At 39.9% G+C, this 24,516-nt stretch carries 22 protein-coding genes; 9 read left to right on the top strand and 13 right to left on the bottom strand.

The window, feature by feature from the left end; all coding sequences use genetic code 11:
• Nucleotides 1-31 precede the first annotated feature (31 nt).
• On the bottom strand, nucleotides 32-673 hold the full coding sequence (gene trhA / locus GO593_RS03300) for a PAQR family membrane homeostasis protein TrhA (RefSeq protein ID WP_001984806.1): 642 nt from the start codon (nucleotides 671-673) through the stop codon (nucleotides 32-34).
• A 126-nt stretch (nucleotides 674-799) separates the two neighbouring features.
• Between trhA and GO593_RS03295 the strand changes: the two genes are divergently transcribed.
• A complete protein-coding gene (locus tag GO593_RS03295; RefSeq protein ID WP_000110463.1) occupies nucleotides 800-2,011 on the top strand; it encodes a class I SAM-dependent methyltransferase in 1,212 nt (403 codons plus the stop codon).
• 12 nt (nucleotides 2,012-2,023) lie between these two features.
• Complete coding sequence (locus GO593_RS03290) at nucleotides 2,024-2,443, top strand: GNAT family N-acetyltransferase (RefSeq protein WP_000278742.1); 420 nt, start codon at nucleotides 2,024-2,026, stop codon at nucleotides 2,441-2,443.
• 29 nt (nucleotides 2,444-2,472) lie between these two features.
• Here the strand turns inward: GO593_RS03290 and GO593_RS03285 are convergent, their stop codons facing one another.
• The 5 genes from GO593_RS03285 to GO593_RS03265 all read right to left on the bottom strand — a co-directional run bounded on the left by GO593_RS03285 (nucleotide 2,473) and on the right by GO593_RS03265 (nucleotide 8,310).
• A complete protein-coding gene (locus GO593_RS03285) occupies nucleotides 2,473-3,333 on the bottom strand; it encodes a patatin-like phospholipase family protein (RefSeq protein ID WP_000129263.1) in 861 nt (286 codons plus the stop codon).
• 15 nt (nucleotides 3,334-3,348) lie between these two features.
• Nucleotides 3,349-3,603: a hypothetical protein gene (locus GO593_RS03280; protein WP_001280986.1), complete on the bottom strand. Its 255-nt coding sequence runs from the start codon at nucleotides 3,601-3,603 to the stop codon at nucleotides 3,349-3,351.
• A 164-nt stretch (nucleotides 3,604-3,767) separates the two neighbouring features.
• On the bottom strand, nucleotides 3,768-5,903 hold the full coding sequence (locus GO593_RS03275; RefSeq protein WP_001274315.1) for a 3-hydroxyacyl-CoA dehydrogenase NAD-binding domain-containing protein: 2,136 nt from the start codon (nucleotides 5,901-5,903) through the stop codon (nucleotides 3,768-3,770).
• Nucleotides 5,904-5,923: 20 nt separating this feature from the next.
• Complete coding sequence (locus tag GO593_RS03270) at nucleotides 5,924-7,129, bottom strand: acetyl-CoA C-acetyltransferase (RefSeq protein WP_001287644.1); 1,206 nt, start codon at nucleotides 7,127-7,129, stop codon at nucleotides 5,924-5,926.
• 170 nt (nucleotides 7,130-7,299) lie between these two features.
• Nucleotides 7,300-8,310, bottom strand: coding sequence for an AraC family transcriptional regulator (locus GO593_RS03265; RefSeq protein WP_000085721.1), 1,011 nt, complete (start codon nucleotides 8,308-8,310; stop codon nucleotides 7,300-7,302).
• Between the two features lie 210 nt (nucleotides 8,311-8,520).
• On the opposite strand from GO593_RS03265, the gene GO593_RS03260 reads away from it, so the two are divergent.
• The 6 genes from GO593_RS03260 (at nucleotide 8,521) to GO593_RS03235 (ending at nucleotide 16,329) form a co-directional block, all read left to right on the top strand.
• On the top strand, nucleotides 8,521-9,639 hold the full coding sequence (locus GO593_RS03260; protein WP_000205326.1) for a CaiB/BaiF CoA transferase family protein: 1,119 nt from the start codon (nucleotides 8,521-8,523) through the stop codon (nucleotides 9,637-9,639).
• A 155-nt stretch (nucleotides 9,640-9,794) separates the two neighbouring features.
• Nucleotides 9,795-11,027 carry a carbohydrate porin gene (locus GO593_RS03255; protein ID WP_079377343.1) on the top strand — a complete coding sequence of 411 codons (1,233 nt, stop codon included), beginning with the start codon at nucleotides 9,795-9,797 and terminating at the stop codon, nucleotides 11,025-11,027.
• A gap of 173 nt (nucleotides 11,028-11,200) precedes the next feature.
• A complete protein-coding gene (locus GO593_RS03250) occupies nucleotides 11,201-13,606 on the top strand; it encodes a glucose/quinate/shikimate family membrane-bound PQQ-dependent dehydrogenase (protein WP_001075590.1) in 2,406 nt (801 codons plus the stop codon).
• A 166-nt stretch (nucleotides 13,607-13,772) separates the two neighbouring features.
• Nucleotides 13,773-15,416, top strand: a complete 1,644-nt coding sequence (locus GO593_RS03245; protein WP_000281766.1) for a nitrite/sulfite reductase — start codon at nucleotides 13,773-13,775, stop codon at nucleotides 15,414-15,416.
• On the top strand, nucleotides 15,409-15,894 hold the full coding sequence (locus GO593_RS03240; protein WP_000935253.1) for a DUF934 domain-containing protein: 486 nt from the start codon (nucleotides 15,409-15,411) through the stop codon (nucleotides 15,892-15,894). Before GO593_RS03245 ends, GO593_RS03240 begins: the two co-directional genes overlap by 8 nt.
• Nucleotides 15,895-15,975: 81 nt before the next feature.
• The gene (locus GO593_RS03235; protein WP_000457783.1) at nucleotides 15,976-16,329 is read left to right on the top strand and encodes a DMT family transporter; all 354 of its coding nucleotides are present in this window, start codon (nucleotides 15,976-15,978) and stop codon (nucleotides 16,327-16,329) included.
• A 42-nt stretch (nucleotides 16,330-16,371) separates the two neighbouring features.
• Here the strand turns inward: GO593_RS03235 and GO593_RS03230 are convergent, their stop codons facing one another.
• The 3 genes from GO593_RS03230 to GO593_RS03220 form a co-directional block, all read right to left on the bottom strand.
• On the bottom strand, nucleotides 16,372-16,815 hold the full coding sequence (locus tag GO593_RS03230; RefSeq protein ID WP_001176580.1) for a VOC family protein: 444 nt from the start codon (nucleotides 16,813-16,815) through the stop codon (nucleotides 16,372-16,374).
• Between the two features lie 126 nt (nucleotides 16,816-16,941).
• Nucleotides 16,942-18,117, bottom strand: coding sequence for a thiolase family protein (locus GO593_RS03225; protein WP_000129971.1), 1,176 nt, complete (start codon nucleotides 18,115-18,117; stop codon nucleotides 16,942-16,944).
• A 108-nt stretch (nucleotides 18,118-18,225) separates the two neighbouring features.
• A complete protein-coding gene (locus GO593_RS03220; RefSeq protein WP_000477156.1) occupies nucleotides 18,226-18,741 on the bottom strand; it encodes a GspH/FimT family pseudopilin in 516 nt (171 codons plus the stop codon).
• 381 nt (nucleotides 18,742-19,122) lie between these two features.
• Between GO593_RS03220 and omp38 the strand changes: the two genes are divergently transcribed.
• On the top strand, nucleotides 19,123-20,193 hold the full coding sequence (omp38, locus tag GO593_RS03215; protein WP_000777878.1) for an outer membrane protein Omp38: 1,071 nt from the start codon (nucleotides 19,123-19,125) through the stop codon (nucleotides 20,191-20,193).
• Between the two features lie 123 nt (nucleotides 20,194-20,316).
• On the opposite strand, the gene GO593_RS19040 is transcribed toward omp38, so the two are convergent.
• From GO593_RS19040 to GO593_RS03200, 4 genes are all read right to left on the bottom strand, one after another.
• Nucleotides 20,317-20,475: a hypothetical protein gene (locus tag GO593_RS19040; protein ID WP_000692859.1), complete on the bottom strand. Its 159-nt coding sequence runs from the start codon at nucleotides 20,473-20,475 to the stop codon at nucleotides 20,317-20,319.
• Nucleotides 20,476-20,478: 3 nt separating this feature from the next.
• Nucleotides 20,479-21,684, bottom strand: a complete 1,206-nt coding sequence (locus tag GO593_RS03210; RefSeq protein WP_000512702.1) for an RtcB family protein — start codon at nucleotides 21,682-21,684, stop codon at nucleotides 20,479-20,481.
• 276 nt (nucleotides 21,685-21,960) lie between these two features.
• Complete coding sequence (locus GO593_RS03205) at nucleotides 21,961-23,421, bottom strand: amino acid permease (protein WP_000004971.1); 1,461 nt, start codon at nucleotides 23,419-23,421, stop codon at nucleotides 21,961-21,963.
• A gap of 21 nt (nucleotides 23,422-23,442) precedes the next feature.
• The gene (locus tag GO593_RS03200) at nucleotides 23,443-24,456 is read right to left on the bottom strand and encodes a class I SAM-dependent methyltransferase (RefSeq protein WP_000371538.1); all 1,014 of its coding nucleotides are present in this window, start codon (nucleotides 24,454-24,456) and stop codon (nucleotides 23,443-23,445) included.
• Between the last annotated feature and the right edge of the window lie 60 nt (nucleotides 24,457-24,516).

Below are 24,516 nucleotides of genomic sequence, written 5' to 3'. Positions count from 1 at the left end.
TCAGGATCACTGAATATGAGTGAAAAATGGACTAAACAACGTACCAATAGATAGCAAGAAAGTGTGCACCTGCACCTAAAAGCACAAAAATATGCCATATCGCATGGGTATATCTTACCTTTTTTAACGCGTAAAACAATGCTCCAACGGTGTAAGCTAAACCTCCAGTAATCAATAACATCAAAGTATCTTTGCTTAAATAGGTTCGCATATCATCCATTACAAAAACGGCAAGCCAACCCATAAGAACATAAGCAAGTAGCGAAATTTTCTGAAAACGGTGAATAAAAACTAACTTGAAAAGTGTACCAATTGCAGCAATGCTCCAGAGCGCAATAAGTAAAATATGAGCTTTTTGTGTAGGTATAGCAATACTTAAGAACGGGGTATATGTTCCAGCAATTAAATAATAAATAGCCGTGTGATCGAGTTTTTTATACCAGTAACGTAAATTTTGTGTTTGTGCAAAATGATAGAGAGTCGAACTAGTAAACACGAGAATTAAGCTAAAAGCATATACCCATAAACCTATCCACTGGGCAGTGGAAAGATAAGATCCTTTTATAATTAAAAAGACAGAGGCAATTACTGCCATAACCACACCAGCGCCATGGCTGTAGGCATTAAAAAGTTCTTCTTTTGGGTCGTAGGTTTCTAACACCGATTTACTCATAAGTTTATTTTTTGATTAAAAATACAAATGTATAGAAATACAAAACAGTCGTAAAGTTATTTTATTTTTCATCCTATACCCTTTAAACTTTCACTTTATATGAGTCACCATTTTTTAGGTATATCAGTGTCGGTTTTCTCCTTTGAGCAAGAACAGCAATTCTTTCATGAAATCAAACAAATGCTTGATCAGCAGACTTTTGAACGTTTGATTTTGAGCCAATATAAAGGAGAGTTGACACAGCTGGAAAAAATTACTTTCCGTGTTGTGGAGCTACATGGAAAAAAACAACTTTCCGCGCTATATCATCATACTACCCAAGATGTGACTAAAAATTATTCATTCGAAGATGGCTTAGAACAGATTGCTGTGCTGATTACGCAATGCAAACAAGCGAATTTATTTTCCACTCATCAAGAAATCCAGCTTAAAAAAAATAAGAAAAAAGCCATGCTTAATATGGGTAAAAAACACAGCGTGACTACCGTTCCAACTGTACAAGCGCATGATCGTGAGAAACAGCGTTATGTACAGCAGGGTAGTGCATTTTTAAAAGAGCTTGGCATTACCGATGAGAAAGCTCAAATCATTCCAAGCATGGCTCGTAAATGGAAACAGATTAATAAATTTATCGAAATTTTTGCGAGTGCATACGAACAAATTGATGCTGAGCAAAAAGAGTTAAATATTGTCGATTTTGGTTCAGGAAAAGGGTATTTAACTTTTGCCTTGTATGATTATTTACAAGAACAACAAAAGGTTCCGCTCATTACTGGTGTAGAGCTGCGCCGTAACTTAGTGGAGTTTTGCCAGAACGTTGCAGAAAAAGTACATTTTAATCATTTAGACTTTTTTGAAGGTGACGTTCGTAGTTATCAACCGGAAAAGCTGGACGTTATGATTGCCTTACACGCGTGTGATATTGCGACTGACTTTGCTATTCATACAGGAATTCGTTTAAACGCTTCGATGATTATGTGCGCGCCATGCTGTCACAAAGAGTTGCGTCCACAACTACATAGTCCTGAAGTTTTACAACCCATGCTACAGTTTGGTATTCATGCGGGACAACAAGCCGAGATGTTGACCGATACCTTACGTGCGTTACTTTTAAAAGCATATGGTTATGAAACTAAAGTTTTTGAGTTTGTATCGCTTGAACACACCAGTAAAAATAAAATGATTTTGGCGACTAAACGCAAAAACGTGACACAACCTGATGCCAAGATTATGGCTCAAATTCAAGCATTGAAAGAAATGTATGGAATTAAAAAACAGACTTTGGAATTGTTATTACAAGACCAGCTGCCGATCGAAAATATTGGCTGCAAATGCTAGGAAGGTGAGTGGATGTATAAAGTTATAGCGGGTAGTTGGACGCAGTTTGAGGAAGCTGCAAAATACATCCGTGAACAAGTCTTTATTCAAGAGCAAGGCATTGCGCCCAAAGATGAATGGGATGATTTCGACAGCACTGCTGTGCACTTTATGATGTATGACAAAGAGCAGCCTATCGCTACAGCACGTTTGTTGCCACAGCATAGCGTAGGGCGTGTTGCTGTTTTAATGCTTTATCGAAAGCAGGGTATAGGTAAAATTCTAATGCAGCATATTATTGAATATGCGCGCCAACATAAATTGCCTTATTTAAAGCTTTCCGCGCAAACCTATGTGACGGCTTTTTACGAAGCTTTAGGTTTCAAAGTGCAGGGTGAAGTGTACCAAGACTGTGGTATTCCACATATTGATATGACTTTAGCGTTAAGTTGAGATTCCTTTTTAGAAATCTCAACTTTGAACTACTTCATCGCATTCCAGTTTTCGATGGCTTGTAAGCCTGTTTCCAAACCAACTTCATAACTGTAACGAAGCTTTTTCGGATTTGTCGTTAAACGCCCTGCCATATTTTTAAGAGGCGGTGGACATACCTCTAAAATTTGCTGTTCTGGGTTACTGCTACGAACAAATTCAACTGAAGCATTATAACGGGCACAGCGGTTACGCAAACTATTTGCAAAACCATAATGGTGTTTAAAAGCATATTTCGCAAGGAATTGGTCGCCTCGGCTACTGGCTTTAAAATAGTTCTTCGGACGAGTACGTAAAACTAATAGCTTTTTGACACCACTTTGCTGAGCCGCCCAGCGAACGGGTAGAGCATCTGCAACGCCGCCATCAAAGTAGGGTTCACCCATAATATCGACGGGATGACGAGTTAAAACCGGAATTGAGCTAGAAGCACGCAGTGCATTTAGCAAATTATCTTTACCAGCACGAAGATACTCAGCATGACCAGTTTTAGCATGCGTCAATACCATATAAAAATCTGGATTTTTGGCAAAAAGGCTCTGTTGATCGAGAGGATGTTCTTGCTCGCCAATTTCCCACATCCATTTTAAATCGAGTAAATCACCACCTTTAAAGAAGCGTTTGTAATCGATAAATTCAGGACGTAGTGAATGATCAATATAGAAGGTTAAGGTGCGACCCTGTTGGCCTGCCAGGTAGTTAGCTACATTGGTCGAACCAGAAGATACGCCTACATATAAATCAAAAGGGTTGAACCGTTGTTGTAGAAAAGCATCAAGTACACCACTGGTAAAGGCACCACGCATGCCTCCACCTTCTACAACCAGTGCATTGCGAGAAAAATCTGTCATTTGAAAAATATCTGATTACTGATGTGAATGCTGATGTTCTTGCATGTCCATTTCAGGCATATTGTCATGCTGAGTTTGCTGATCTGTTGATTTCTCAGCTTTTTGCTGCATTTCATGCTGTTGAGCTTTGCGTTGTGCTCCTGGCATATAGTCAGGCTCATTACTCATTGCTAAATAGAAAAAGCCAAGGAAGATCGCACTTAAAACACCGACGATTAGAACAAATTTCCAGCCTAAAATTGCTGATTCGGAAGAATTTTTATCGGACATAAGGATATCTCGAATGTGCTGTAGAAGCACAGAAATGAAGTCTATTTATAGCATATTTAGGTATAAGGCTGAAATCTTAAAGGTCATAAAGAAAAACCCATATAAATAAAATATATTTATATGGGTAAGGTTTATGCAATTTTTAAATATTCAAGAGCTCTAACTTATTGAATATTTTGCTTCTGCTCAGCTTTAGTTTTTAGTAACGTTGGGGGCGTGAAGCGCTCACCATATTTGGCAGCCAACTCTTCGGCACGTTTTTGTGCTTTATCAATCCCATATTGATTTAAGAATTGAATTGCTCCTCCCGTCCACGGCGCATAACCAATTCCAAAAATAGAACCGACATTGGCATCAATCACTGACTCTAATACCCCTTCTTCGTAACAACGTAGGGTATCTAAGGCTTGTACAAACAAAATACGGTCAATCATATCTTGCTCGGAGATATCATGATCTTTTTGCCAACGGTTTAAGCCTTCCCATAGGTGCTTTTTGCCATTTTCAGGATAATCATAAAAACCTGCGCCAGCAGCTTTACCTTTACGGTTTAATTCATGAATCATGGTATGAATCACTTCATCTACCGGTGTTTTCGGTAACTCTTTGCCTTCAGCTTGTAGTGCCTTACGCGTTTCACTTGCAACATGCTCCGTTAAAGTTAAAGACACTTCATCTTGAATCGCAAGTGGTCCTACCGGCATGCCAGCTTTCAGTGCTGCCATTTCAATACGCGCTGGATGGACGCCTTCTGCAAGTAAGCGCATACCTTCTTGAATAAAAGTACCAAACACACGACTGGTAAAGAAGCCACGGCTATCATTGACAACGATTGGTGTTTTTCCAATTTGCTGTACAAAGTCATAGGCTTTGGCAAGTGTCTCTGCGGAGGTGTTTTTACCTTTAATAATCTCAACCAACTGCATTTTGTCGACAGGGCTAAAGAAATGCAGGCCAATAAATGCTTTATCATTCTTGCTTGCTTGCGCTAAACCTGTAATCGGTAGGGTGGATGTATTTGATGCCATTACACCATTAGGCGCTAAGTATTGTTCAGCTTCTTGAGTGACTTTCGCTTTGAGCTCTTGGTTTTCAAATACGGCTTCAATAATCAGGTCACAACCTTGTAAGTCTTCAGCAGAAGCTGTAGCCGTAATGAGCGATAAAATCTGATGACGTTTTTCTGCAGTCATGCGGCCTTGTGAAACACGTTTATCTAAGAGCTTTTGTGAATATGCTTTGCCTTTTTCAGCATTTTCAACAGATACATCTTTAAGGATAACAGGAATGCCTTTAATTGCAGTGGCGTAGGCAATACCGGCACCCATCATGCCCGCACCCAACACGCCCACTTTAGTGGCTTGCCATTTTGCAATATCAGCAGGACGGCTAGCACCCGACTTAATTGCATTTAGACCATGCCAGAAAGTGCCAATCATATTTTTAGAAATTTGGCCTGTTGCTAGTTGTGTAAAGTAGCGAGACTCGATGCGCAAGGCGGTATCGACATCAACTTGAGCACCTTCAACTGCGGCAGCCATAATCGCTTCAGGAGCAGGATAGCAGCCCTTGGTTTTGTCTTTTAACATGGCTGGCGCAATGGCAAGAACTTGTGCAACTGCCGGAGTTTTTGGATCGCCACCCGGAATTTTATAACCCTTCACATCAAAAGGCTGTTGAGATTTTGGATTGGCTTTGATCCAAGCAATCGCTTTATCTAAAAGTTCTTGTTCATTTTCAGCTGCGTCATGAATTAAGCCTAAAGATTTGGCTTTATCGACACCGAACTGCTTACCTTCCATTAAAAATGGGAATGCATTTTGAAGACCAAGCAGACGGACCATACGTACAATACCACCGCCGCCCGGTAGTAAACCTAAGGTAACTTCTGGTAGGCCAAATTTGCTTTTCGGGTCATTGATTGCAATACGGTGATGGCAACTTAATGCGATTTCCCATCCTCCGCCCAGTGCAGTGCCATTTAATGCTGCAACAACTGGAATTCCTAGCGTTTCAATTGTACGTAAATGACCTTTTAGCTTTTCAACCATATTAAAAAAGTCAGTCGCATGTTCTGGCTGAACTTGAATCAGCTCATCTAGGTCACCGCCAGCAAAGAAAGTTTTTTTAGCTGAGCGGAAAATAACACCTGAAAGTTCTGTTTCTGATTTAAGTTTCTGAGTCGCCTCATCAAGCGAGTCACGAAACTCGGCATTCATGGTGTTCGCAGATTGACCTGTTGAATCAAGCGTTAAAATGACAATATTGTCGGCATTTTTTTCGTATTGAATTGCACTCATCTTTATATATCCCTAAATTTTTATACGCGTTCAATAATGGTGGCAATACCCATACCACCGCCAACACAGAGCGTCGCTAAACCGCGCTTTTTATCTTGTCGTTCAAGCTCATCAAGTAGTGTGCCTAAAATCATGGCACCTGTTGCTCCTAAGGGATGGCCTAAAGCAATCGCACCGCCATTTACATTGACTTTTTCAGCAGGAACGTTGAGCTCATTAATAAAACGCATAACAACTGCCGCGAATGCTTCATTAACTTCAAATAGGTCAATATCATCAATCGTAAGGCCAGCTTTTTCTAAAGCTTTACGTGCAGCAGGCGCAGGGCCAGTCAGCATAATGGTTGGGTCAGTACCGACTAATGCAGTCGCCAAAACTTTAGCGCGTGGTTTTAAATTTTGTTCTTTTACTGCTTTTTCTGAGGCCAATAAAACGACAGCTGCTCCATCGACAATACCTGATGAGTTACCAGCATGATGAACATGATTGATTTTTTGTGCTTCTGGATATTTTTGTAAAGCAACTGCATCAAAGCCCATTTGCCCCATCATTTCAAAACTTGGGTTGAGCTTTGCAAGACCTTCTAGTGTAGTATTGCCTTTAATAAATTCATCTTTTTCTAAAATCACAACACCTGCGTGATCTTTGACCGGCACAACTGATTGATCGAAATAACCATTTGCTTGAGCTGCCGCTGCTTTTTGTTGTGACTTTACGGCAAAATTATCAACATCTTCTCGGCTATAGCCATCTAAGGTTGCAATGAGGTCAGCGCCAACACCTTGTGGAACAAAAGATGATTTAAGGTTGGTTTCCGGATCTAACGCCCACGGTCCGCCATCAGAACCCATTGGGATACGTGACATTGATTCAACGCCACCAGCAACCACTAAATCTTCCCAACCAGAACGAACTTTCATGGCTGCCATGTTGACCGCTTCTAAACCTGAAGCACAAAAGCGGTTAATTTGCACACCTGCAACATCATCATTCCAGCCCGCTGCAATCGCTGCTGTTTTGGCAATATCACCGCCCTGATCACCAATTGGTGTTACGCAGCCCAGAACAATATCATCTACTTTAGATGTATCGAGTTGATGGCGTTGCTGTAATTCGTTTAATAGAGTGGTGAGTAATGTGATTGGTTTTACTTCGTAAAGAGAGCCGTCTTTTTTTCCTTTTCCGCGTGGTGTGCGAATGGCGTCAATAATATAAGCCTCGCTCATAACAGTTCCTTTTTTTATTACTTAAACTTTGTCGTGTTTTGAGTGTACTGTTTTTAAGAGGGAGTGCAATGACGATAAGCGCACCAGTCAGGTGATGATTTTTGCCAATGGCGATACAAAAAAGCCCAAGTTGAACTTGGGCTAAATGTGAAACTAAAGAGATTTAAGAATTAATGGTAACCATGGAGCTGGCGATATAGACCTGGAGTAACGCCAGTCCATTTTTTAAATGCGCGGTGGAATGTACTGGTTTCACTAAAACCGACTTGCTGAGCAACATCTTCAAGTGTTAATTCAGGATTGAGTAATAAGTGAATCGCAGCATCTCGGCGTAAAGCGTCTTTCACGCCCTGATAGCTTTTACCTTCGGCAGCTAGGCGGCGGCGTAAAGTTTGCGGAGATAAATACAACATTGATGCAACGTCATTGAGCGTTGGCATTTCTTCACCAATTTGGCTTTTGAGTACTTCACGAATACGTGAAGTCAACGAATTGGTGTTTTTGAATTTTACTAAAAGCTGAGCAGGGGCTGCTTTTAAGAATTCTTCTAATGTTTTTTCATCTTGGCGAATTGGTAAGTCAAGATAATCAGCCGCAAAGGTTATTTCGGTACGCGGTGCGTCAAATTGCATAACCGGCGCAAAGAATAACGCGTCATATTCATCTGCATGTGCAGGACGTGGATAGCTAAAATGAACACGTTCTAATGGTAAGCGACGTTCAATCAGCCATGATGCCAATCCATGCCAGATCATGAGCATACTTTCAGTAATGAAATGATCCGGATCTAATGTTTTTGGAATGAGAGGTACTAAACGTGCTTCGTGTTTGTCACGCTCCAGCGTTACTGACCATTCATCACCAAATAATTTGTAAAATTGAGATGAAAGTTCAAGGGCTTGGCCCAAGGTTTTTGCATGAATAATCAACTGACACATAATGGCAAAAGTGCCCAAACGACGCGGTTGTACATCGAAACCAACGTGTTCGTCTTGTGTGACCATCCATAACATTTTTATAAAACGGGTATATTGTTCTGGTGAGATTCGAGCTTTAGGTTGACGTAATAGTTCCGCTTCGATACCCACATGTGAAAGTAACGTCTCGACATCCATGCCAAGGCGCTTTACGCCTGTCAAAGCCGCATTCACGAAGTGGATGCTAATCGTATCGCGACTCATATTGAATCCTTCAGTCTCTTTGATGTTCACTTTAAATTGACCTAAATGACCGTCTAAAAAAATAAATTGGCGATTTACAACAGTGTAAAAGCACTTTTTACATGTTAAATTGCCGAAATGATCAAGGTAAATGGCTGAACATGACATTGTTTTAGAATATTTGCTTAACTAATATAAAAGAAAATTCGAATAATAGTGGTTAAAAAAACGATGACGACTGCATTAAATGGACTTAAAGTTCTCGATTTCTCGACGCTCTTACCTGGACCTTTCGCCACAATGTATTTAGCCGATATGGGGGCAGAAGTCATCCATATTGAATCTCCATCACGTCCAGACCTCATTCGGATTATGCCGCCCTATGCAAATGGGCAGGCGACTGCACATAGTTATCTAAATCGAAATAAGCAGTCGATTGTTCTCGACTTAAAAGATGCTGCAAGTATTGATCTGATTAAAGCCAAGATTTCTGAATTTGATATTGTGATTGAGCAGTTTCGGCCAGATGTCATGCGCCGTTTAGGGCTGGACTATGCCACCCTTGCAGAAATTAACCCGCGTTTAATTTATTGTTCAATTACAGGTTATGGCCAAACTGGAAGTTATAAGGACAGGGCGGGACACGACATTAATTATTTAGCCTTAGCTGGTATTGCTGGGTATAGCGGCCGACAAGATAGCGGCCCACCACCGCTTGGTATTCAGGTTGCCGATATTGCTGGTGGTTCATTACATGCAGTCATTGCGATCTTGGCTGCTGTAGTTGAACGTAGCCGTAGCGGTATAGGTCAATATATTGATATTTCCATGACGGACTGTGTTGCAAGTCTAAATAGTATGGCAGCTTCAGCCACGCTTGCCGCACAAGTTGAACAGGCTCCCGAGCAGGGGATGCTCAATGGGGGGATTTTCTATGACTATTATATGACGCAAGATGGCCGTTATCTTTCTATCGGTAGCCTTGAACCACAATTTATGGCAGGTTTGTCTGCGGCATTAGACTTACCTGTGTTATTACAAAAAGGTGCGTCATTAGATGTGCAAGATCGACAGGAAGTTAAGCAAGCCATTCAAGAAAAAATTAAAGCCAAAACATTCAAAGAATGGCATGAAATTTTTGCAAATCTCGATGTTTGTGTAGAACCCGTATTGAGTTTAAGTGAGGCTTTAAATTCACCGTTAGCACAACAACGTGGATGGATTGTGAATGTTCCTTTGCAAAATAATACGCCAGATACAGAACCACAAATTGCATGCCCAATTAAGTTTTCACGTTCGCAAATGCGATATTCCTTTGTAGGTCAAAAACTTGGCGAAGGGCAGTGGTGAGGTTAAGGGGCTATTTCTTATACAGTATGTATTGAAATTATTATCTGAATAATCAATTGATTAACATTTTGAATAATTTCTTTACATAAAATTAGCGTAACCTTTATAAACAAAGACATAAAAGGTTCGTAAACATGAAAACGCATAAATCTTTGATGGTTTCCTGTTTATCCGTTTTATCAATTACTCTTTTTGTTCAGCATGCACAAGCTGCTGCTGCATTTGACCCAAATGGTTCTTGGATGTTGGGTGATTGGAACGGGCAACGTACAGCGTTGCAAGCACAAGGTTATGATTTTTCTTTTGGATATACCGGTGAATATGCCGGTATTTTAGATTCCAAACAAACATCTACACACGGTAGTGCTTATACAGGGCAACTTGCTTTAGGTTCTCATTTGGACCTAGGTAAAATTTTAGGGTGGCAAGATACAGAAGCTCAAATCACATTAACTTATCGTGATGGGCAATCGCTTTCTGAACATTCTCCAGCATTGGCTGGGCACCAAAGTTCTGTTCAAGAAGTGTGGGGCCGTGAACAAACTTGGCGTTTAACAGATTTATGGATCAAGAAAAAATTCCTTGATCAGAAGTTAGATGTTAAAGTGGGCCGTTTTGGTGAGGGTGAAGACTTTAATAGTTTTGACTGTGATTTCCAGAACTTGGCACTTTGTGGTTCACAAGTGGGTAACTGGGTAGGCGATCAGTGGTATAACTGGCCAGTTAGCCAATGGGCAATGCGTGTCAAATATAACTTGCAACCTGATTTATATACACAAGTGGGTGTATATGAATATAACCCTGAAAACTTGGAACGTGGCAAAGGCTTCAACCTAAGTACAGATGGTTCTCACGGTGCAATTATTCCAGCAGAAGTAGTTTGGTCACCTAAACTAGGTGTGCAAAGCATGCCTGGTGAATACCGTTTAGGTTATTACTATAGTACTGCCGATGCCAAAGAAATTGCAGATTCAACTAAAACATCTCATAAGCAAGGTGTTTGGGTAACTGCAAAACAGAAATTATTCCAGCCAGCTGATCAAACTGACCGTGGTTTAACAGGGTTTGTGAACCTGACTTTCCACGACTCAGATACCAACAAAGTTGATAACATGCAAAATATAGGCTTAGTCTATAAAGGTTTGCTGAATCAACGTCCTCAAGATGAGTTGGCACTTGGTGTTGCTCGTATCCATATCAATGATGATTGGAGCGATGTTCAAGCCAAAGAATACGACACCGAATATAATACCGAGCTTTACTATGGTATTCATGCCACTAACTGGCTAACTATTCGTCCAAATGTGCAATATGTTCGTCATGTTGGTGCATTAAAAAATGGTGATAACACTTGGGTAGGCGGTATTAAGTTCTCAACTGCATTCTAAGTAATTATTCCGAAAACGGATTGTCGAGGGTTAAATCATTGATTGAAGTATCCTGACCTTCCGTTTTTTTCTTTATGCCTGAATTTTGTTTTAGACGTATTGGTGATGTCATTTTTCTATAAGTTTTTTGGCACATCTTTCCGATAAAAATGATGATTGATAAGAGGTGGTTTATGAATCAACCTTCTTCAAGATCAGGTTTAACGACTTTTACCGTAATTATTATTGGGTTATTGGCGTTATTCCTGCTAATTGGAGGTATTTGGCTCGCTACACTAGGCGGTTCAATTTACTATATTGTAGCTGGAGTCTTACTTCTCATTGTTGCATGGCAACTCTACAAGCGCGCTTCTGCTGCTTTGTGGATTTATGCCGCATTAATGCTAGGTACTATTATCTGGAGTGTCTGGGAAGTTGGAACAGACTTTTGGGCGCTTGCACCACGTTTAGATATTTTAGGTATTCTTGGTTTATGGTTATTGGTTCCGGCTGTAACTCATGGAATCAACAACCTTGGATCAAGTAAAGTTGCCTTATCTTCAACTTTAGCAATTGCAATCGTGTTGATGGTTTATTCTATCTTCAATGATCCGCAAGAAATTAATGGTGAAATCAAGACACCTCAACCAGAAACTGCTCAAGCCGTTCCAGGTGTTGCAGAGAGCGACTGGCCTGCTTATGGTCGTACTCAAGCTGGTGAACGTTATTCTCCATTGAAACAGATTAATGACCAGAACGTAAAAGATCTGAAAGTTGCCTGGACATTCCGTACTGGTGATTTCAAAACAGATAATGACTCTGGCGAAACAACCAATCAGGTTACACCAATTAAAATTGGTAATAACATGTTTATCTGTACGGCTCACCAGCAATTAATTGCGATTGACCCAGCTACAGGTAAAGAAAAATGGCGTTTTGATCCGAAGCTTAAAACGGATAAATCGTTCCAGCATTTAACTTGTCGTGGTGTAATGTATTACGATGCAAACAACACAACTGAATTTGCGACAAGCTTACAAACTAAAAAGTCGACTTCAACTCAATGTCCACGTAAAGTCTTTGTTCCAGTCAATGATGGACGTTTAGTTGCTGTAAATGCTGACACAGGTAAAGCATGTACTGACTTTGGTCAAAATGGTGAAGTGAATTTACAAGAATTCATGCCATATGCTTATCCAGGTGGTTATAACCCAACATCTCCAGGTGTTGTTACTGGTTCAACAGTGGTTATTGCCGGTTCAGTTACCGACAACTATTCAAATAAAGAGCCATCAGGTGTTATCCGTGGATATGACGTAAACACTGGTAAGCTTCTTTGGGTATTTGATACTGGTGCAGCAGATCCAAATGCAATGCCAGGTGAAGGTACAACCTTTGTTCATAACTCACCAAATGCTTGGGCACCTTTAGCATACGATGCCAAACTTGATATCGTTTATGTTCCAACAGGTGTAGGTACTCCAGATATCTGGGGTGGTGACCGTACCGAGTTGAAAGAACGTTATGCGAACTCTATGTTAGCGATTAACGCTTCAACAGGTAAATTGATTTGGAACTTCCAGACAACCCATCACGATTTATGGGATATGGACGTACCGTCACAACCATCTTTGGCAGATATTAAAGACAAATCTGGTAAAACTGTTCCAGCAATTTATGTCTTGACCAAAACAGGTAATGCCTTTGTTCTTGATCGTCGTAATGGTCAGCCAATTGTTCCTGTAACTGAGAAACCAGTTCCACAAACAGTTAAACGCGGACCACAGACTAAAGGTGAGCATTATTCAAAAACTCAGCCATTCTCTGATTTGAACTTGGCACCACAAGATAAATTAACTGATAAAGACATGTGGGGTGCCACTATGCTTGATCAGCTTATGTGTCGTGTGTCTTTCAAACGCCTCAATTACGATGGTATTTATACGCCACCATCTGAAAACGGTACTTTAGTTTTCCCTGGTAACTTAGGTGTGTTTGAATGGGGCGGTATGTCAGTTAACCCTGACCGTCAAGTTGCTGTAATGAACCCGATTGGTCTGCCATTCGTGAGTCGTTTAATTCCTGCTGATCCAAACCGTGCGCAAACTGCAAAAGGTGCGGGAACTGAGCAGGGTGTACAGCCAATGTATGGCGTACCTTATGGTGTTGAAATCAGCGCATTCTTATCTCCACTTGGTTTACCTTGTAAACAACCTGCTTGGGGATATGTTGCTGGCGTAGATTTGAAAACTCATGAAGTCGTTTGGAAAAAACGTATTGGTACAATTCGTGACAGTTTACCGAACTTGTTCCAGTTACCAGCTGTAAAAATTGGTGTTCCTGGTTTAGGTGGTTCTATTTCTACTGCAGGTAATGTCATGTTTGTTGGTGCAACTCAAGATAACTACATCCGTGCGTTTAACGTAACGAATGGTGAGAAACTTTGGGAAGCGCGTTTACCAGCAGGTGGACAAGCAACACCAATGACTTATGAAATTAATGGTAAACAATATGTTGTAATTATGGCCGGTGGTCATGGTTCATTTGGTACAAAAATGGGCGACTATTTAGTGGCTTATGCATTACCAGATAACAAATAAAAGTTTGCTATCAAAAAAGCCCGGATTTATCTGGGCTTTTTTTATGTCAATTTAGATTAAAGCTTATCAATAAAACCGTTATTAAATATGCAAAAAAAGCATTTTATTGATGAATAAAAGCTCGCTATGCTATCCGCCTTAATAATGAATCTACTAGCCATACGCCATGTATTTATATACCGATTTCGATCAGCAGCTGATTAATCAACGAGTTGCTCAGTTCCGCGATCAGACAGAGCGCTATTTAGCGGGCAAACTTTCTGAAGATGAATACCGCCCATTACGTTTGCAAAATGGTTTATATGTGCAACGTTATGCACCAATGCTACGTATTGCTGTGCCGTATGGCTTAATGAACTCAAAACAATTACGTAAAATTGCTGAAGTATCAACTCAATATGACCGTGGCTATGCACACGTATCTACGCGTCAAAATATTCAGCTAAACTGGCCTGCACTTGAAGATGTGCCAGAAATTTTAGCTGAACTCGCAACTGTACAAATGCATGCCATTCAAACCAGTGGTAACTGTATTCGTAACACGACTACTGACCAGTATGCAGGTGTAGTTGCTGGTGAAATTGCTGATCCACGCCCAACATGTGAATTGATTCGTCAGTGGAGTACATTCCACCCGGAATTTGCATTCTTACCACGTAAATTTAAAATTGCCGTTTCTGCACTTGAAGAAAAAGACCGTGCAGCAACAGCATTCCATGATATTGGTGTGTATATCGTGCGTAATGAAGCAGGCGAGATGGGCTACAAAATCATGGTGGGTGGTGGTTTAGGCCGTACTCCGATTATTGGTAGTGTCATTCGTGAGTTTTTACCACGTGAAGATTTAATTGCTTATTTAGAAGCAGTTTTACGTGTTTATAACTTACATGGCCGTCGTGATAACAAGTATAAGGCGCGTATCAAAATCTTGGTTAAAGCATTAACGCCTGAAGTATTTGCACAGAAAGTTGAAGCTGAATTTGAACACACACGTGAAACATTAAAAATTCAGCCAGAAATCTTGAAAAAATTAGACGAAGAGTTCACGCCGTTTGATTATCAAGATTTAGAAGATGAAGACTTTACAGCTTTATTTGCTGAGCATCCAAAATTCAAACAATGGTTCAATATCAATACGCATGCACATAAAGTAAAGGGCTATCGTATTGTTACGATTTCTTTAAAACGTGCAGGCATCGCACCGGGCGATATGACCACTGAAGAAATGAACTTCATTGCAGATCTCGCTGATAAATATACGTTTGGTGAACTTCGTACGACTCACGAACAAAACATTGCTTTAGCAGATGTACCTCAAAAAGATTTGTTCGATGTATGGCAAGCGCTTGAACAACACAACATGGCTCGTGCGCATATCGGCTTTATTACCGATATTATTAGCTGCCCGGGTGGTGATTTCTGTTCACTTGCAAATGCGAAATCAATTCCTATTGCTGAAGCGATTACACGCCGTTTTGAAGATTTAGATAAAGTTTATGATCTTGGTCATTTAGACTTAAATATTTCTGGCTGTATGAATGCTTGTGGCCACCACCATGTGGGGAACATCGGTATTTTAGGTGTAGATAAAAAAGGCGCTGAGTTCTATCAAATTACATTAGGTGGTAATTCAGACCATGATGCTTCAATTGGTGACATCTTAGGACCATCATTTGCAGCAGAAGCCGTGCCTGATGTCATTGAAGAAGTATTAAATACGTATCTTGATTTACGTACTGAAGGTGAGCGTTTCGTTGATACATATCGCCGTGTAGGAATTCAACCATTTAAGGAGCGTGCATATGCTTAATACAGCTCTACCTGTGCTTTATAAAGATGGCACGATTGCAGATAATACTTATCAAATCATTGCTGAAGATGGTGTGATTCCTCGAGGTGACGTTGTTTTAACAACAGCACAGCTCGATCAACTGGCTAACATTCAAGGTAAAAAAGCTTTGTATGTGACTGTGAACGATTCACCAGAAGATCATACATTCCCACTTAGTGAACTTGATGCAATTTTTATCGAGTTCGCAGGTTTCGGAGATGGGCGAGGTTATTCATTCGCTGCATTATTACGTCGCCAAGGTTTCCAAGGTGAACTACGTGCAACAGGTGATGTATTTAAGGATGTCTTAAATTATTTAAAACGTTCAGGTTTTGATAGTTTTGTCATTAAAGAAGGTAAAGATGTGCAAGAAGCTGCTGCTGGTTTGCAAGACTTTACTCATCCTTATCAAGCTTCAACAGCTGTGCCAAAAGCAAGTTATCAAACTGGTGCTTAAATAGCTTCTAAGTGAAAAGGCTGAACTGAGGTTCAGCTTTTTTTATAAATAATTTTTAAATAAATGAATTGAAGAATAAAAATGTTCGCTTTAATTTCAAAAATAAATCCTGGCGCTTGGTGGTTAATATTCGCTATTGCAACGGATGTACTTTCAACCTTTTATTCAGCTAAAGGCAATGGATTAGTTAATAAAACTGCTCAGGGAATTGCTCTAGTTTTGTATATTATCTCTTTTGCATGTGCTGCTATTGCTTTGAAATATATGCAAGCTGGAATTTTATATGTGTTGTGGTCTGGGGTGGGGGTATTGGCGACCGCTTTTCTCGCAAAGATTTTTCTTGGGCAAAACATTGATGTCGCAGGATGGATTGGGATTGGTTTTATTACAGTCGGCTTAATGATTATTGCGCAATACTCTAATATCGATGTTTAAAGCCCTTATAGAAACACTGAGATCTCTATAAGGGCTAAAGAATTAAGTATCTAACTGGCAGTTAACCATCCATTTGACACCAAATTGATCAGTAAAAGCACCGTATAAAGCGCCCCAGAACGTTTTTTCTAGTGGCATTTCAATTTTGCCATTTACAGATAAGGCATCAAAAAGTTGCTTTGCCTTTTCTTGCTCATCTTTTTCAAGGTTAATTGCAATGTAATGATTATTGCCCTGAGTAAATACACTATTTGGTGTACAGAATTGATCAATGACATCTGATGCCATGAGTACAGTGTATTCGTTAATCGGCAGGGAAACATGAAGCACTAAATTTTTTTGAGCTTCCGATAACGTGACACCGTCATGAGGCGGCATATCGCTATAGCGGCTCAGCATGGCAAATTCACCGCCGAATACTGATTTATAAAAATTAAAAGCTTGCTCTGCCTGGCCTTGAAAATTGAGATAGTGATTGAGTTGCATTGTTATTGTCCATTGTTGTTTTCATTTAGAAGAATAAGTTAAAACGGAAAAGAGATTTTGTGGGTCATTTTTTGTAGTTTTTTCATAAAAAATCCCACCGAAGTGGGATTTTAAAAAAGGTTTTAATTAAAGAATTTCGATGGCAACAGCTGTTGCTTCCCCACCGCCGATGCAAAGAGCAGCGACACCCTTTTTACCACCAGTACGTTTAAGCGCATGAATAAGCGTAAGAATAATACGAGAGCCTGTCGATCCTACAGGATGACCAAGTGCACATGCTCCACCATGAATATTGACTTTTTCTGGATCAAGTTTGAAATCATCAATTGGGCACATTGTAACCATCGCAAATGCTTCATTAATTTCCCAAAGGTCAACATCCTGAGCATTCCAACCTGCTTTTTTAAGTACTTTTTCAATAGCGCCAACAGGAGCAATTGTAAATTCTGAAGGATGTTGAGAATTTGACGCTGTGGCTATGATTTTTGCAAGTGACTGTAAGCCGCGCTGTGCTGCAACTTCACTCGATGTTAAAACTAGTGCAGAAGCACCATCAGAAATTGAACTCGCGTTTGCAGCAGTAATTGTACCGTCTTTTGCAAAAGCTGGTTTAAGAGATGGGATTTTATCAATCTTGGCATTTAAGGGTTGTTCATCCTGATCGACAATGACATCCCCTTTACGGGTAGAAACAGTAACAGGTACAATTTCATCTTTGAAGTAGCCTTCAGTAATCGCAGTTTGAGCACGTTTTAAAGAACGAATTGCAAAGTCATCCATTTGCTCACGAGTATAACCACGTGTATTTGCCATATCTTGAGCAAATGAACCCATTAAACGACCAGTTTCAGCATCTTCTAAGCCATCAAAGAACATATGGTCTTTAATTTCACCGTGGCCCATACGGTATCCCGCACGTGCTTTGGGTAAGACATAAGGCGCATTGGTCATCGACTCCATACCACCGGCAACTACAATTTCAGCACTTCCTGCTTTAATCATATCAGCCGCTTGCATTACCGCCTTCATGCCTGAACCACAAAGTTTATTAATTGTCACAGCTCCTGTTGAATCAGGTAAACCTGCTTTACGCATGGCTTGACGAGCAGGGCCTTGCTTTAAACCCGCTGGTAATACGCAACCCATAATGACTTCTTCGACATCTGTAGGCTGTAAACCTGCTCGTGCGATTGCTTCTTTAATTGTTACTGCTCCTAGTTCAGGAGCAGTTAGTCCTGATAGTGATCCTTGAAAACCACCCATAGCAGTACGAGCACCATTAACAATTACGATGTCAGTCATTGTTGTAATCTCCGATTGTTCTTAATCTCAAAATAAGAAATGTTTAAAACCTAAGCAGTATATTGCAAAATGAAGAACGGGTTAGCTTCTGCATTAGACTGTAGAGTTCTAACAATTTTTAAGCTCTTCTAAGCGCACATGGCCCATTTTGCTAAGAATTAATTTAAAGTTTTTAAGCTGGTCATAAGAACAATAGATAAAACTGCCATTCGACTCGATGGGTAATCCAGAACTACCTTGAAAAATAATACTATTTTGTTTTTTTCCAAAACGTTGTAATTTCATAGAACCGTAGTGATGGTTAAGATCTATAGAGGTCAATAATTCTTCATTTAAATCATGCTGTAGATTACGGTTATTATCTACAAAGCTGATTACGCGGTTATCCCAATTCGTATTGCAGACCAATTGATCAGAACTTGGACAAAGTACAACATTCTTATGCCTAATAATTGCGTCATATTTGGCTTTTTGTATATGAATTGTGAGTATACGCGGCGTATTTTTTAGTTCTACAGATGCCATAAATTGATGGTATAAAGGAATGGCTATAACTGACATAATCACAAGAATTACGAGTGTTATAGTGAGCTCAACTGTAGTAAAACCAGGAGATTTAAACATTAAAAAACCTTAATATATGTATAAATAGAGCAATTTTATGTTTTCTGACAATGATTTATATTATTTTTTATAATGAGGAAACACAAAATTAAATAAGGGTTATCAGTCGGCTAGAATACTGGTAAAATCACGGCAAGCGAAACAAAGAAGTTGTTCATATTTGCTAGTTGGGTAAAAAATTACCGAATTACAACGGAAATTGTAAGTAATTTTGTCAATAATTTACTTGATTAAAATTATCAAGCACTTGGAAAGTCTATCAAGTGTTTGTATGATTCAAATGTGAATAGCTTAAAAATAATACTGGGGTAAAAAAATATCTCAGGGGCCAATAAATTTAGGCTGAGCTTGAACAACAATTGTTATCTCTGGAGGATATCCATGAAATTGAGTCGTATTGCACTTGCTACTATGCTTGTTGCTGCTCCATTAGCTGCTGCTAATGCTGGCGTAACAGTTACTCCATTATTGCTTGGTTACACTTTCCAAGACAGCCAACACAACAATGGCGGTAAAGATGGTAACTTAACTAACGGTCCTGAGTTACAAGACGATTTATTCGTTGGCGCAGCTCTTGGTATCGAGTTAACTCCATGGTTAGGTTTCGAAGCTGAATATAACCAAGTTAAAGGCGACGTAGACGGCGCTTCTGCTGGTGCTGAATATAAACAAAAACAAATCAACGGTAACTTCTATGTTACTTCTGATTTAATTACTAAAAACTACGACAGCAAAATCAAGCCGTACGTATTATTAGGTGCTGGTCACTATAAATACGACTTTGATGGCGTAAACCGTGGTACACGTGGTACTTCTGAAGAAGGTACTTTAGGTAACGCTGGTGTTGGTGCTTTCTGGCGCTTAAACGACGCTTTATCTCTTCGTACTGAAGCTCGTGCTACTTATAATGCTGATGAAGAGTTCTGGAACTATACAGCTCTTGCTGGCTTAAACGTAGTTCTTGGTGGTCACTTGAAGCCTGCTGCTCCTGTAGTAGAAGTTGCTCCAGTTGAACCAACTCCAGTTGCTCCACAACCACAAGAGTTAACTGAAGACCTTAACATGGAACTTCGTGTGTTCTTTGATACTAACAAATCAAACATCAAAGACCAATACAAGCCAGAAATTGCTAAAGTTGCTGAAAAATTATCTGAATACCCTAACGCTACTGCACGTATCGAAGGTCACACAGATAACACTGGTCCACGTAAGTTGAACGAACGTTTATCTTTAGCTCGTGCTAACTCTGTTAAATCAGCTCTTGTAAACGAATACAACGTTGATGCTTCTCGTTTGTCTACTCAAGGTTTCGCTTGGGATCAACCGATTGCTGACAACAAAACTAAAGAAGGTCGTGCTATGAACCGTCGTGTATTCGCGACAATCACTGGTAGCCGTACTGTAGTAGTTCAACCTGGTCAAGAAGCGGCAGCTCCTGCAGCAGCTCAATAATTTGAGTTCTTGAACAGTAAAAAAGCGACTCGTTAGAGTCGCTTTTTTATGGCGATTTTTAAAATATTTGGTCATTTGTAAATCTCCTGATTCATAATCTCTTCCAATCATTACTTAAAATAGTTACCAAACCCCTTTCTTCAATTGCTGTTTAGTATCTTGTCTATTTCTACGATGTTGAGCACGAGGTTTTTCTGTTTCGTGCATACCACCTTTGTGAAGTAGAGGGGATAGAGCTACTTGATTACGGACCTTAATTTTCGGCATTTCTTTAATTTTCATGTCTTAACCTTTAATACATAAAACTTGTTTAAGAGTATGAACGACTTCAATGAGATCTGCCTGATTGGCTATAACCTCATCAATATCTTTATAGGCAGTTGGAATTTCATCGACTACACCACTGTCTTTACGGCATTCAATCCCTTGTGTTTGTTCAATCAAGTCCTGCTGATTAAAAAGAACTTTTGCTTTGCTTCGGCTCATTTTGCGGCCAGCTCCATGAGAACAAGAACAAAAAGATTCAGGGTTTGCTTTACCTTTAACAATATACGAGCGTGCTCCCATAGAGCCTGGAATAATTCCTAACTCATCTAAACCTGCTCTAATTGCCCCTTTTCTTGTAACAAAAAGGTTTTCACCAAAGTGTGTTTCTTGACTCACATAGTTATGGTGACAATTGATTGCTTCTTTCGTCATTTGAAAAGAAGGTAGAAGAGGGCGAATTGCTTCTAATATTAATCGCATCATTTCTTTACGATTTTCAAAAGCATATTCTTGAGCCCACTCTACTGCTTCTACATAATCATTAAAGCTTTGCGAGCCTTCAGCAAAATAACTTAAATCTTTATCAGGCACGTGCCCAAAGCGATGTTGTGCCTCTTTCTTGGCCAACTCAATAAAATAAGTACCTATGACGTTACCAAGACCTCGGCTGCCCGAATGGAGCATCACCCATACATCTTGATTTTCATCAATACATAACTCTATAAAGTGATTACCGCCGCCTAAAGTGCCCAACTGTTTTTGCCATGTTGCCTCAAACTGACGAAGCATTCGGACAAGACCCGGATGCTTTTTAATAATAGGTTCTAAGCGTTTTTCAAGTGGAATAATGCTAGAAGCTTTCGCTTTGACTTGTTTGTGCAAAGCAAATCCAACCGGCACTTTCCGTTCAATGGCGTCCCGCAAGCGACTTAAGTTATCTGGAAGTTGTGAAGCTTTCAGGCTCAAACGAATAGCATTCATTCCGCAGCCAATATCTACACCCACTGCAGCAGGAATAATGGCATGTTTAGTAGGAATGACGCTGCCTACAGTTGCACCTTTTCCAACATGCACATCAGGCATAACAGCAATATGAGAATATATAAATTGCAGTTGTGCCATCTTCTTGAGTTGTTCAATACTTTCACTATCTATGTCTTGAGTGAAAATTTTAACGGGGACACCATATTGTGCCTCTTCGTTTAATATCTTTTGTATGCCCATAATTATTCTCTTATTTATTGTCCGAATAGGAATAAAAAAACCTAGCGAATGCTAGGTCTTAAATTCAAGCATTCGGACAAGTGAATTAAATTTGTACACTTGTCCGTGAGCTGACATCGTGCCAAATCGTTACTGTGTTTTACCTTGTAGTGTTGGCATGATGTCCTCCTTTTTTAAAAAGTGCCGTTGAAAATATGAACGGCATTTTACCTGTTTTTAACTAAAGATCAAGTTTTTGACCTTTGATAAGCGCTGATTAATTACTTGAACTCAGTATTAATCTTGCTCTGGTTTTACATCCATTTGATCGTAAGGAATTAATTTAGTTTTATTTTTCCATTTATATCCAAGCCAGATTACTAAGAATAAAGGCAAGCTGATATAAGTAGAAAGTAAGCCAATCCAGTCAATTTTACCGCCTAAAACCGCTTGGTAGTTTTGTCCTAAAATAATGACAGAACAGAGGATAAAGGCAAACCAAGGTGCGAATGGGAAAAACTTAGCGCGGTATGCAAGATCTTCTAATTTATAACCTTGAGCAATATAACCTTTACGGAAACGATAATGCGAAATTGCAATACCTAACCAGACAATGAAACCACACATTCCTGACATATTGAGGAGCCAGTTAAATACTTGCTTTTCTCCGATAAAAGTCGTTAAGAAGCAGAATGCAGCAATGAATGTAGTTGCATATAACGCATTCATTGGAACACCACGATTATCGAGTTTTGCAAACCATTTTGGTGCACGGCCTTGTTGCGCCATATCAAATAACATACGGGTAGAAGAATACATGCCCGAGTTACCTGCTGACAAAATAGCAGTCAAAATAACTGCATTCATTAAGCTTGCAGCAAAAGCAAAACCTACTTTTTCATAAAGTAAGGTGAAAGGAGAAAGAGCAATATTTTCTGTTGCTGCTGCTTGTAATAAGTTTGGATCATCATAGGCAATTAGGGTGCCGATAATGAAAATACACAAGATATAGAATAATAAAATTCGCCAGAAAATCTGTTTAATTGCAAGCGGAATCGTCTTCTTCGGATCTTTTGATTCACCCGCTGCAACACCCACCATCTCGGTTCCCTGAAATGAGAACCCGGCAATCATGGCTACCCCAATCATGGCTTGTAAACCACCTACGAAAGGTGCCTCTTTATAAGTCCAGTTGCCAAAAGTTGCTACTCCTGGTGTCAACATAATCTTAATAATCATGGCGATACCAATGATAATAAAGGCAACAATGGCAATTACTTTAACCATGGAGAACCAGAATTCACTTTCACCAAATCCTTTTACGGTCATCGCATTAATCATAAAGATAATGACGAGAAAGAGGGCGCTCCAATAGAATCCGGGAACATCTGGAAACCAGAATTTCATAATAAACTGTACGGCAACGAGTTCAAACGCAACCGTAATTGCCCAGTTGTACCAGTAGTTCCAGCCTAGAGCGAAACCAAAACCTTCTTCGACGTAGCGACTTCCATAGGTAAAGAATGCACCGGATGTTGGTGTGTGTGTCGCAAGTTCACCTAAACTGGTCATTAAGAAGTAAATCATAATACCAATGAGGGAGTAGGCGAGTAACGCCCCGCCTGGACCTGCATTTGCAATCGTTGACCCAGAAGCAAGGAAGAGACCTGTACCAATGGAACCACCAATGGCGATCATATTCAGATGACGAGCCCCAAGCTTACGCTGGAGTTTTTCAGGAGCATGTGTTTCGCTCATGGAGATTCCTTACATAGTTTGTTATGCACAGGCATATAACACCTTAAAGCCTTGAAGATCAGTTTTAATCTCACACTGACCAAAGTGCTTCTCAATTAAGATCGGATAGTTTAAAAAACGGTTCGCTACAATCCATAGCTCACCTGATGCCTTTAAATGTTTTTTAGCGTTCTGGCAGAGTCCTTCACTTGCATCATAGTTGGTATGAATACCCTGATGGAAGGGAGGATTACTGACAATGGCATCAAGTTCTGTTGGGGCGTCTGCAATTCCTGTAACAGGCTGCAATCTCAACTGGTCTGAACCTATTCCATTTCGACTAAAAGTCATTTCCGTTGACTGTAAAGCGAAGGCATCAATATCTAGGGCATGGATAATATTACTTGAATTTGCTTTTGCCAAATAGCAACTGATAATTCCAGCTCCACACCCGAAGTCGGCAATTCTACCTGATTTCACCTGATTTAGATAAGGGAGTAAAACAGCAGTTCCGGCATCTAGATGAGTTTGGCTGAAAACGCCGGGTAGGGCACAAATGGTAAGTTCTTGCTCATTTACTTGAACAGTATAGGTTTTTAACCAGCTTTCAAGAGGTTTGATCTTTTCAGTTTTCTCAATTTTTAAATGCCATAACTGACAATGTCGGGCACTATCAAGTTTAAGTATTTTGCCAAAGCTTTGTAGTTGTTTTGCTGCTCTTTCAACACCACCTTTTTTTTCACCTACTAAAAAAACTGATTGGTCAATTTTCAGATGGCTCATCACTACATGCAATATATAGTTTAAAAGCTCTTTTGATTTTGGAACAAAAATTATAGCCTGATCAAATTCTTGTGATGGAAACTCAACCGAGAAATGAGCTGGTGTGCCTGCATTCACAAAACCCTGATAGTCAGCATAATTCCAAGTCCACACTGATGCATCAATCTCAGTGGGTAATTGACTGACTAGGGCGTCATTCGGTGCATTAATTAACAAGACCCTACCTTTTAAATAGTTTTGTTGTCTTAATATCACTTCACTTCTAGGGTCCATGTACATCTCTCATGAAGAAGAATGCCCAGTGAAAACTGGGCAGTAATCAAAATTAAAATT

This window comes from Acinetobacter baumannii, assembly GCF_009759685.1.
Lineage (GTDB): Bacteria > Pseudomonadota > Gammaproteobacteria > Pseudomonadales > Moraxellaceae > Acinetobacter > Acinetobacter baumannii.
Note: the sequence above shows the minus strand (reverse complement) of the source record. Positions and strands in the feature narration are given on the sequence as shown.

Bases quoted from the DNA above. Each gene is read 5' to 3' on its own strand.
- trhA (WP_001984806.1), bottom strand. From the start codon at position 673: ATGAGTAAATCGGTGTTAGAAACCTACGACCCAAAAGAAGAACTTTTT.
- GO593_RS03290 (WP_000278742.1), top strand. From the start codon at position 2,024: ATGTATAAAGTTATAGCGGGTAGTTGGACGCAGTTTGAGGAAGCTGCA.
- GO593_RS03285 (WP_000129263.1), bottom strand. From the start codon at position 3,333: ATGACAGATTTTTCTCGCAATGCACTGGTTGTAGAAGGTGGAGGCATG.
- GO593_RS03280 (WP_001280986.1), bottom strand. From the start codon at position 3,603: ATGTCCGATAAAAATTCTTCCGAATCAGCAATTTTAGGCTGGAAATTT.
- GO593_RS03275 (WP_001274315.1), bottom strand. From the start codon at position 5,903: ATGAGTGCAATTCAATACGAAAAAAATGCCGACAATATTGTCATTTTA.
- GO593_RS03270 (WP_001287644.1), bottom strand. From the start codon at position 7,129: ATGAGCGAGGCTTATATTATTGACGCCATTCGCACACCACGCGGAAAA.
- GO593_RS03265 (WP_000085721.1), bottom strand. From the start codon at position 8,310: ATGAGTCGCGATACGATTAGCATCCACTTCGTGAATGCGGCTTTGACA.
- GO593_RS03260 (WP_000205326.1), top strand. From the start codon at position 8,521: ATGACGACTGCATTAAATGGACTTAAAGTTCTCGATTTCTCGACGCTC.
- GO593_RS03255 (WP_079377343.1), top strand. From the start codon at position 9,795: ATGGTTTCCTGTTTATCCGTTTTATCAATTACTCTTTTTGTTCAGCAT.
- GO593_RS03250 (WP_001075590.1), top strand. From the start codon at position 11,201: ATGAATCAACCTTCTTCAAGATCAGGTTTAACGACTTTTACCGTAATT.
- GO593_RS03245 (WP_000281766.1), top strand. From the start codon at position 13,773: ATGTATTTATATACCGATTTCGATCAGCAGCTGATTAATCAACGAGTT.
- GO593_RS03240 (WP_000935253.1), top strand. From the start codon at position 15,409: ATGCTTAATACAGCTCTACCTGTGCTTTATAAAGATGGCACGATTGCA.
- GO593_RS03235 (WP_000457783.1), top strand. From the start codon at position 15,976: ATGTTCGCTTTAATTTCAAAAATAAATCCTGGCGCTTGGTGGTTAATA.
- GO593_RS03230 (WP_001176580.1), bottom strand. From the start codon at position 16,815: ATGCAACTCAATCACTATCTCAATTTTCAAGGCCAGGCAGAGCAAGCT.
- GO593_RS03225 (WP_000129971.1), bottom strand. From the start codon at position 18,117: ATGACTGACATCGTAATTGTTAATGGTGCTCGTACTGCTATGGGTGGT.
- GO593_RS03220 (WP_000477156.1), bottom strand. From the start codon at position 18,741: ATGTTTAAATCTCCTGGTTTTACTACAGTTGAGCTCACTATAACACTC.
- omp38 (WP_000777878.1), top strand. From the start codon at position 19,123: ATGAAATTGAGTCGTATTGCACTTGCTACTATGCTTGTTGCTGCTCCA.
- GO593_RS19040 (WP_000692859.1), bottom strand. From the start codon at position 20,475: ATGAAAATTAAAGAAATGCCGAAAATTAAGGTCCGTAATCAAGTAGCT.
- GO593_RS03210 (WP_000512702.1), bottom strand. From the start codon at position 21,684: ATGGGCATACAAAAGATATTAAACGAAGAGGCACAATATGGTGTCCCC.
- GO593_RS03205 (WP_000004971.1), bottom strand. From the start codon at position 23,421: ATGAGCGAAACACATGCTCCTGAAAAACTCCAGCGTAAGCTTGGGGCT.
- GO593_RS03200 (WP_000371538.1), bottom strand. From the start codon at position 24,456: ATGGACCCTAGAAGTGAAGTGATATTAAGACAACAAAACTATTTAAAA.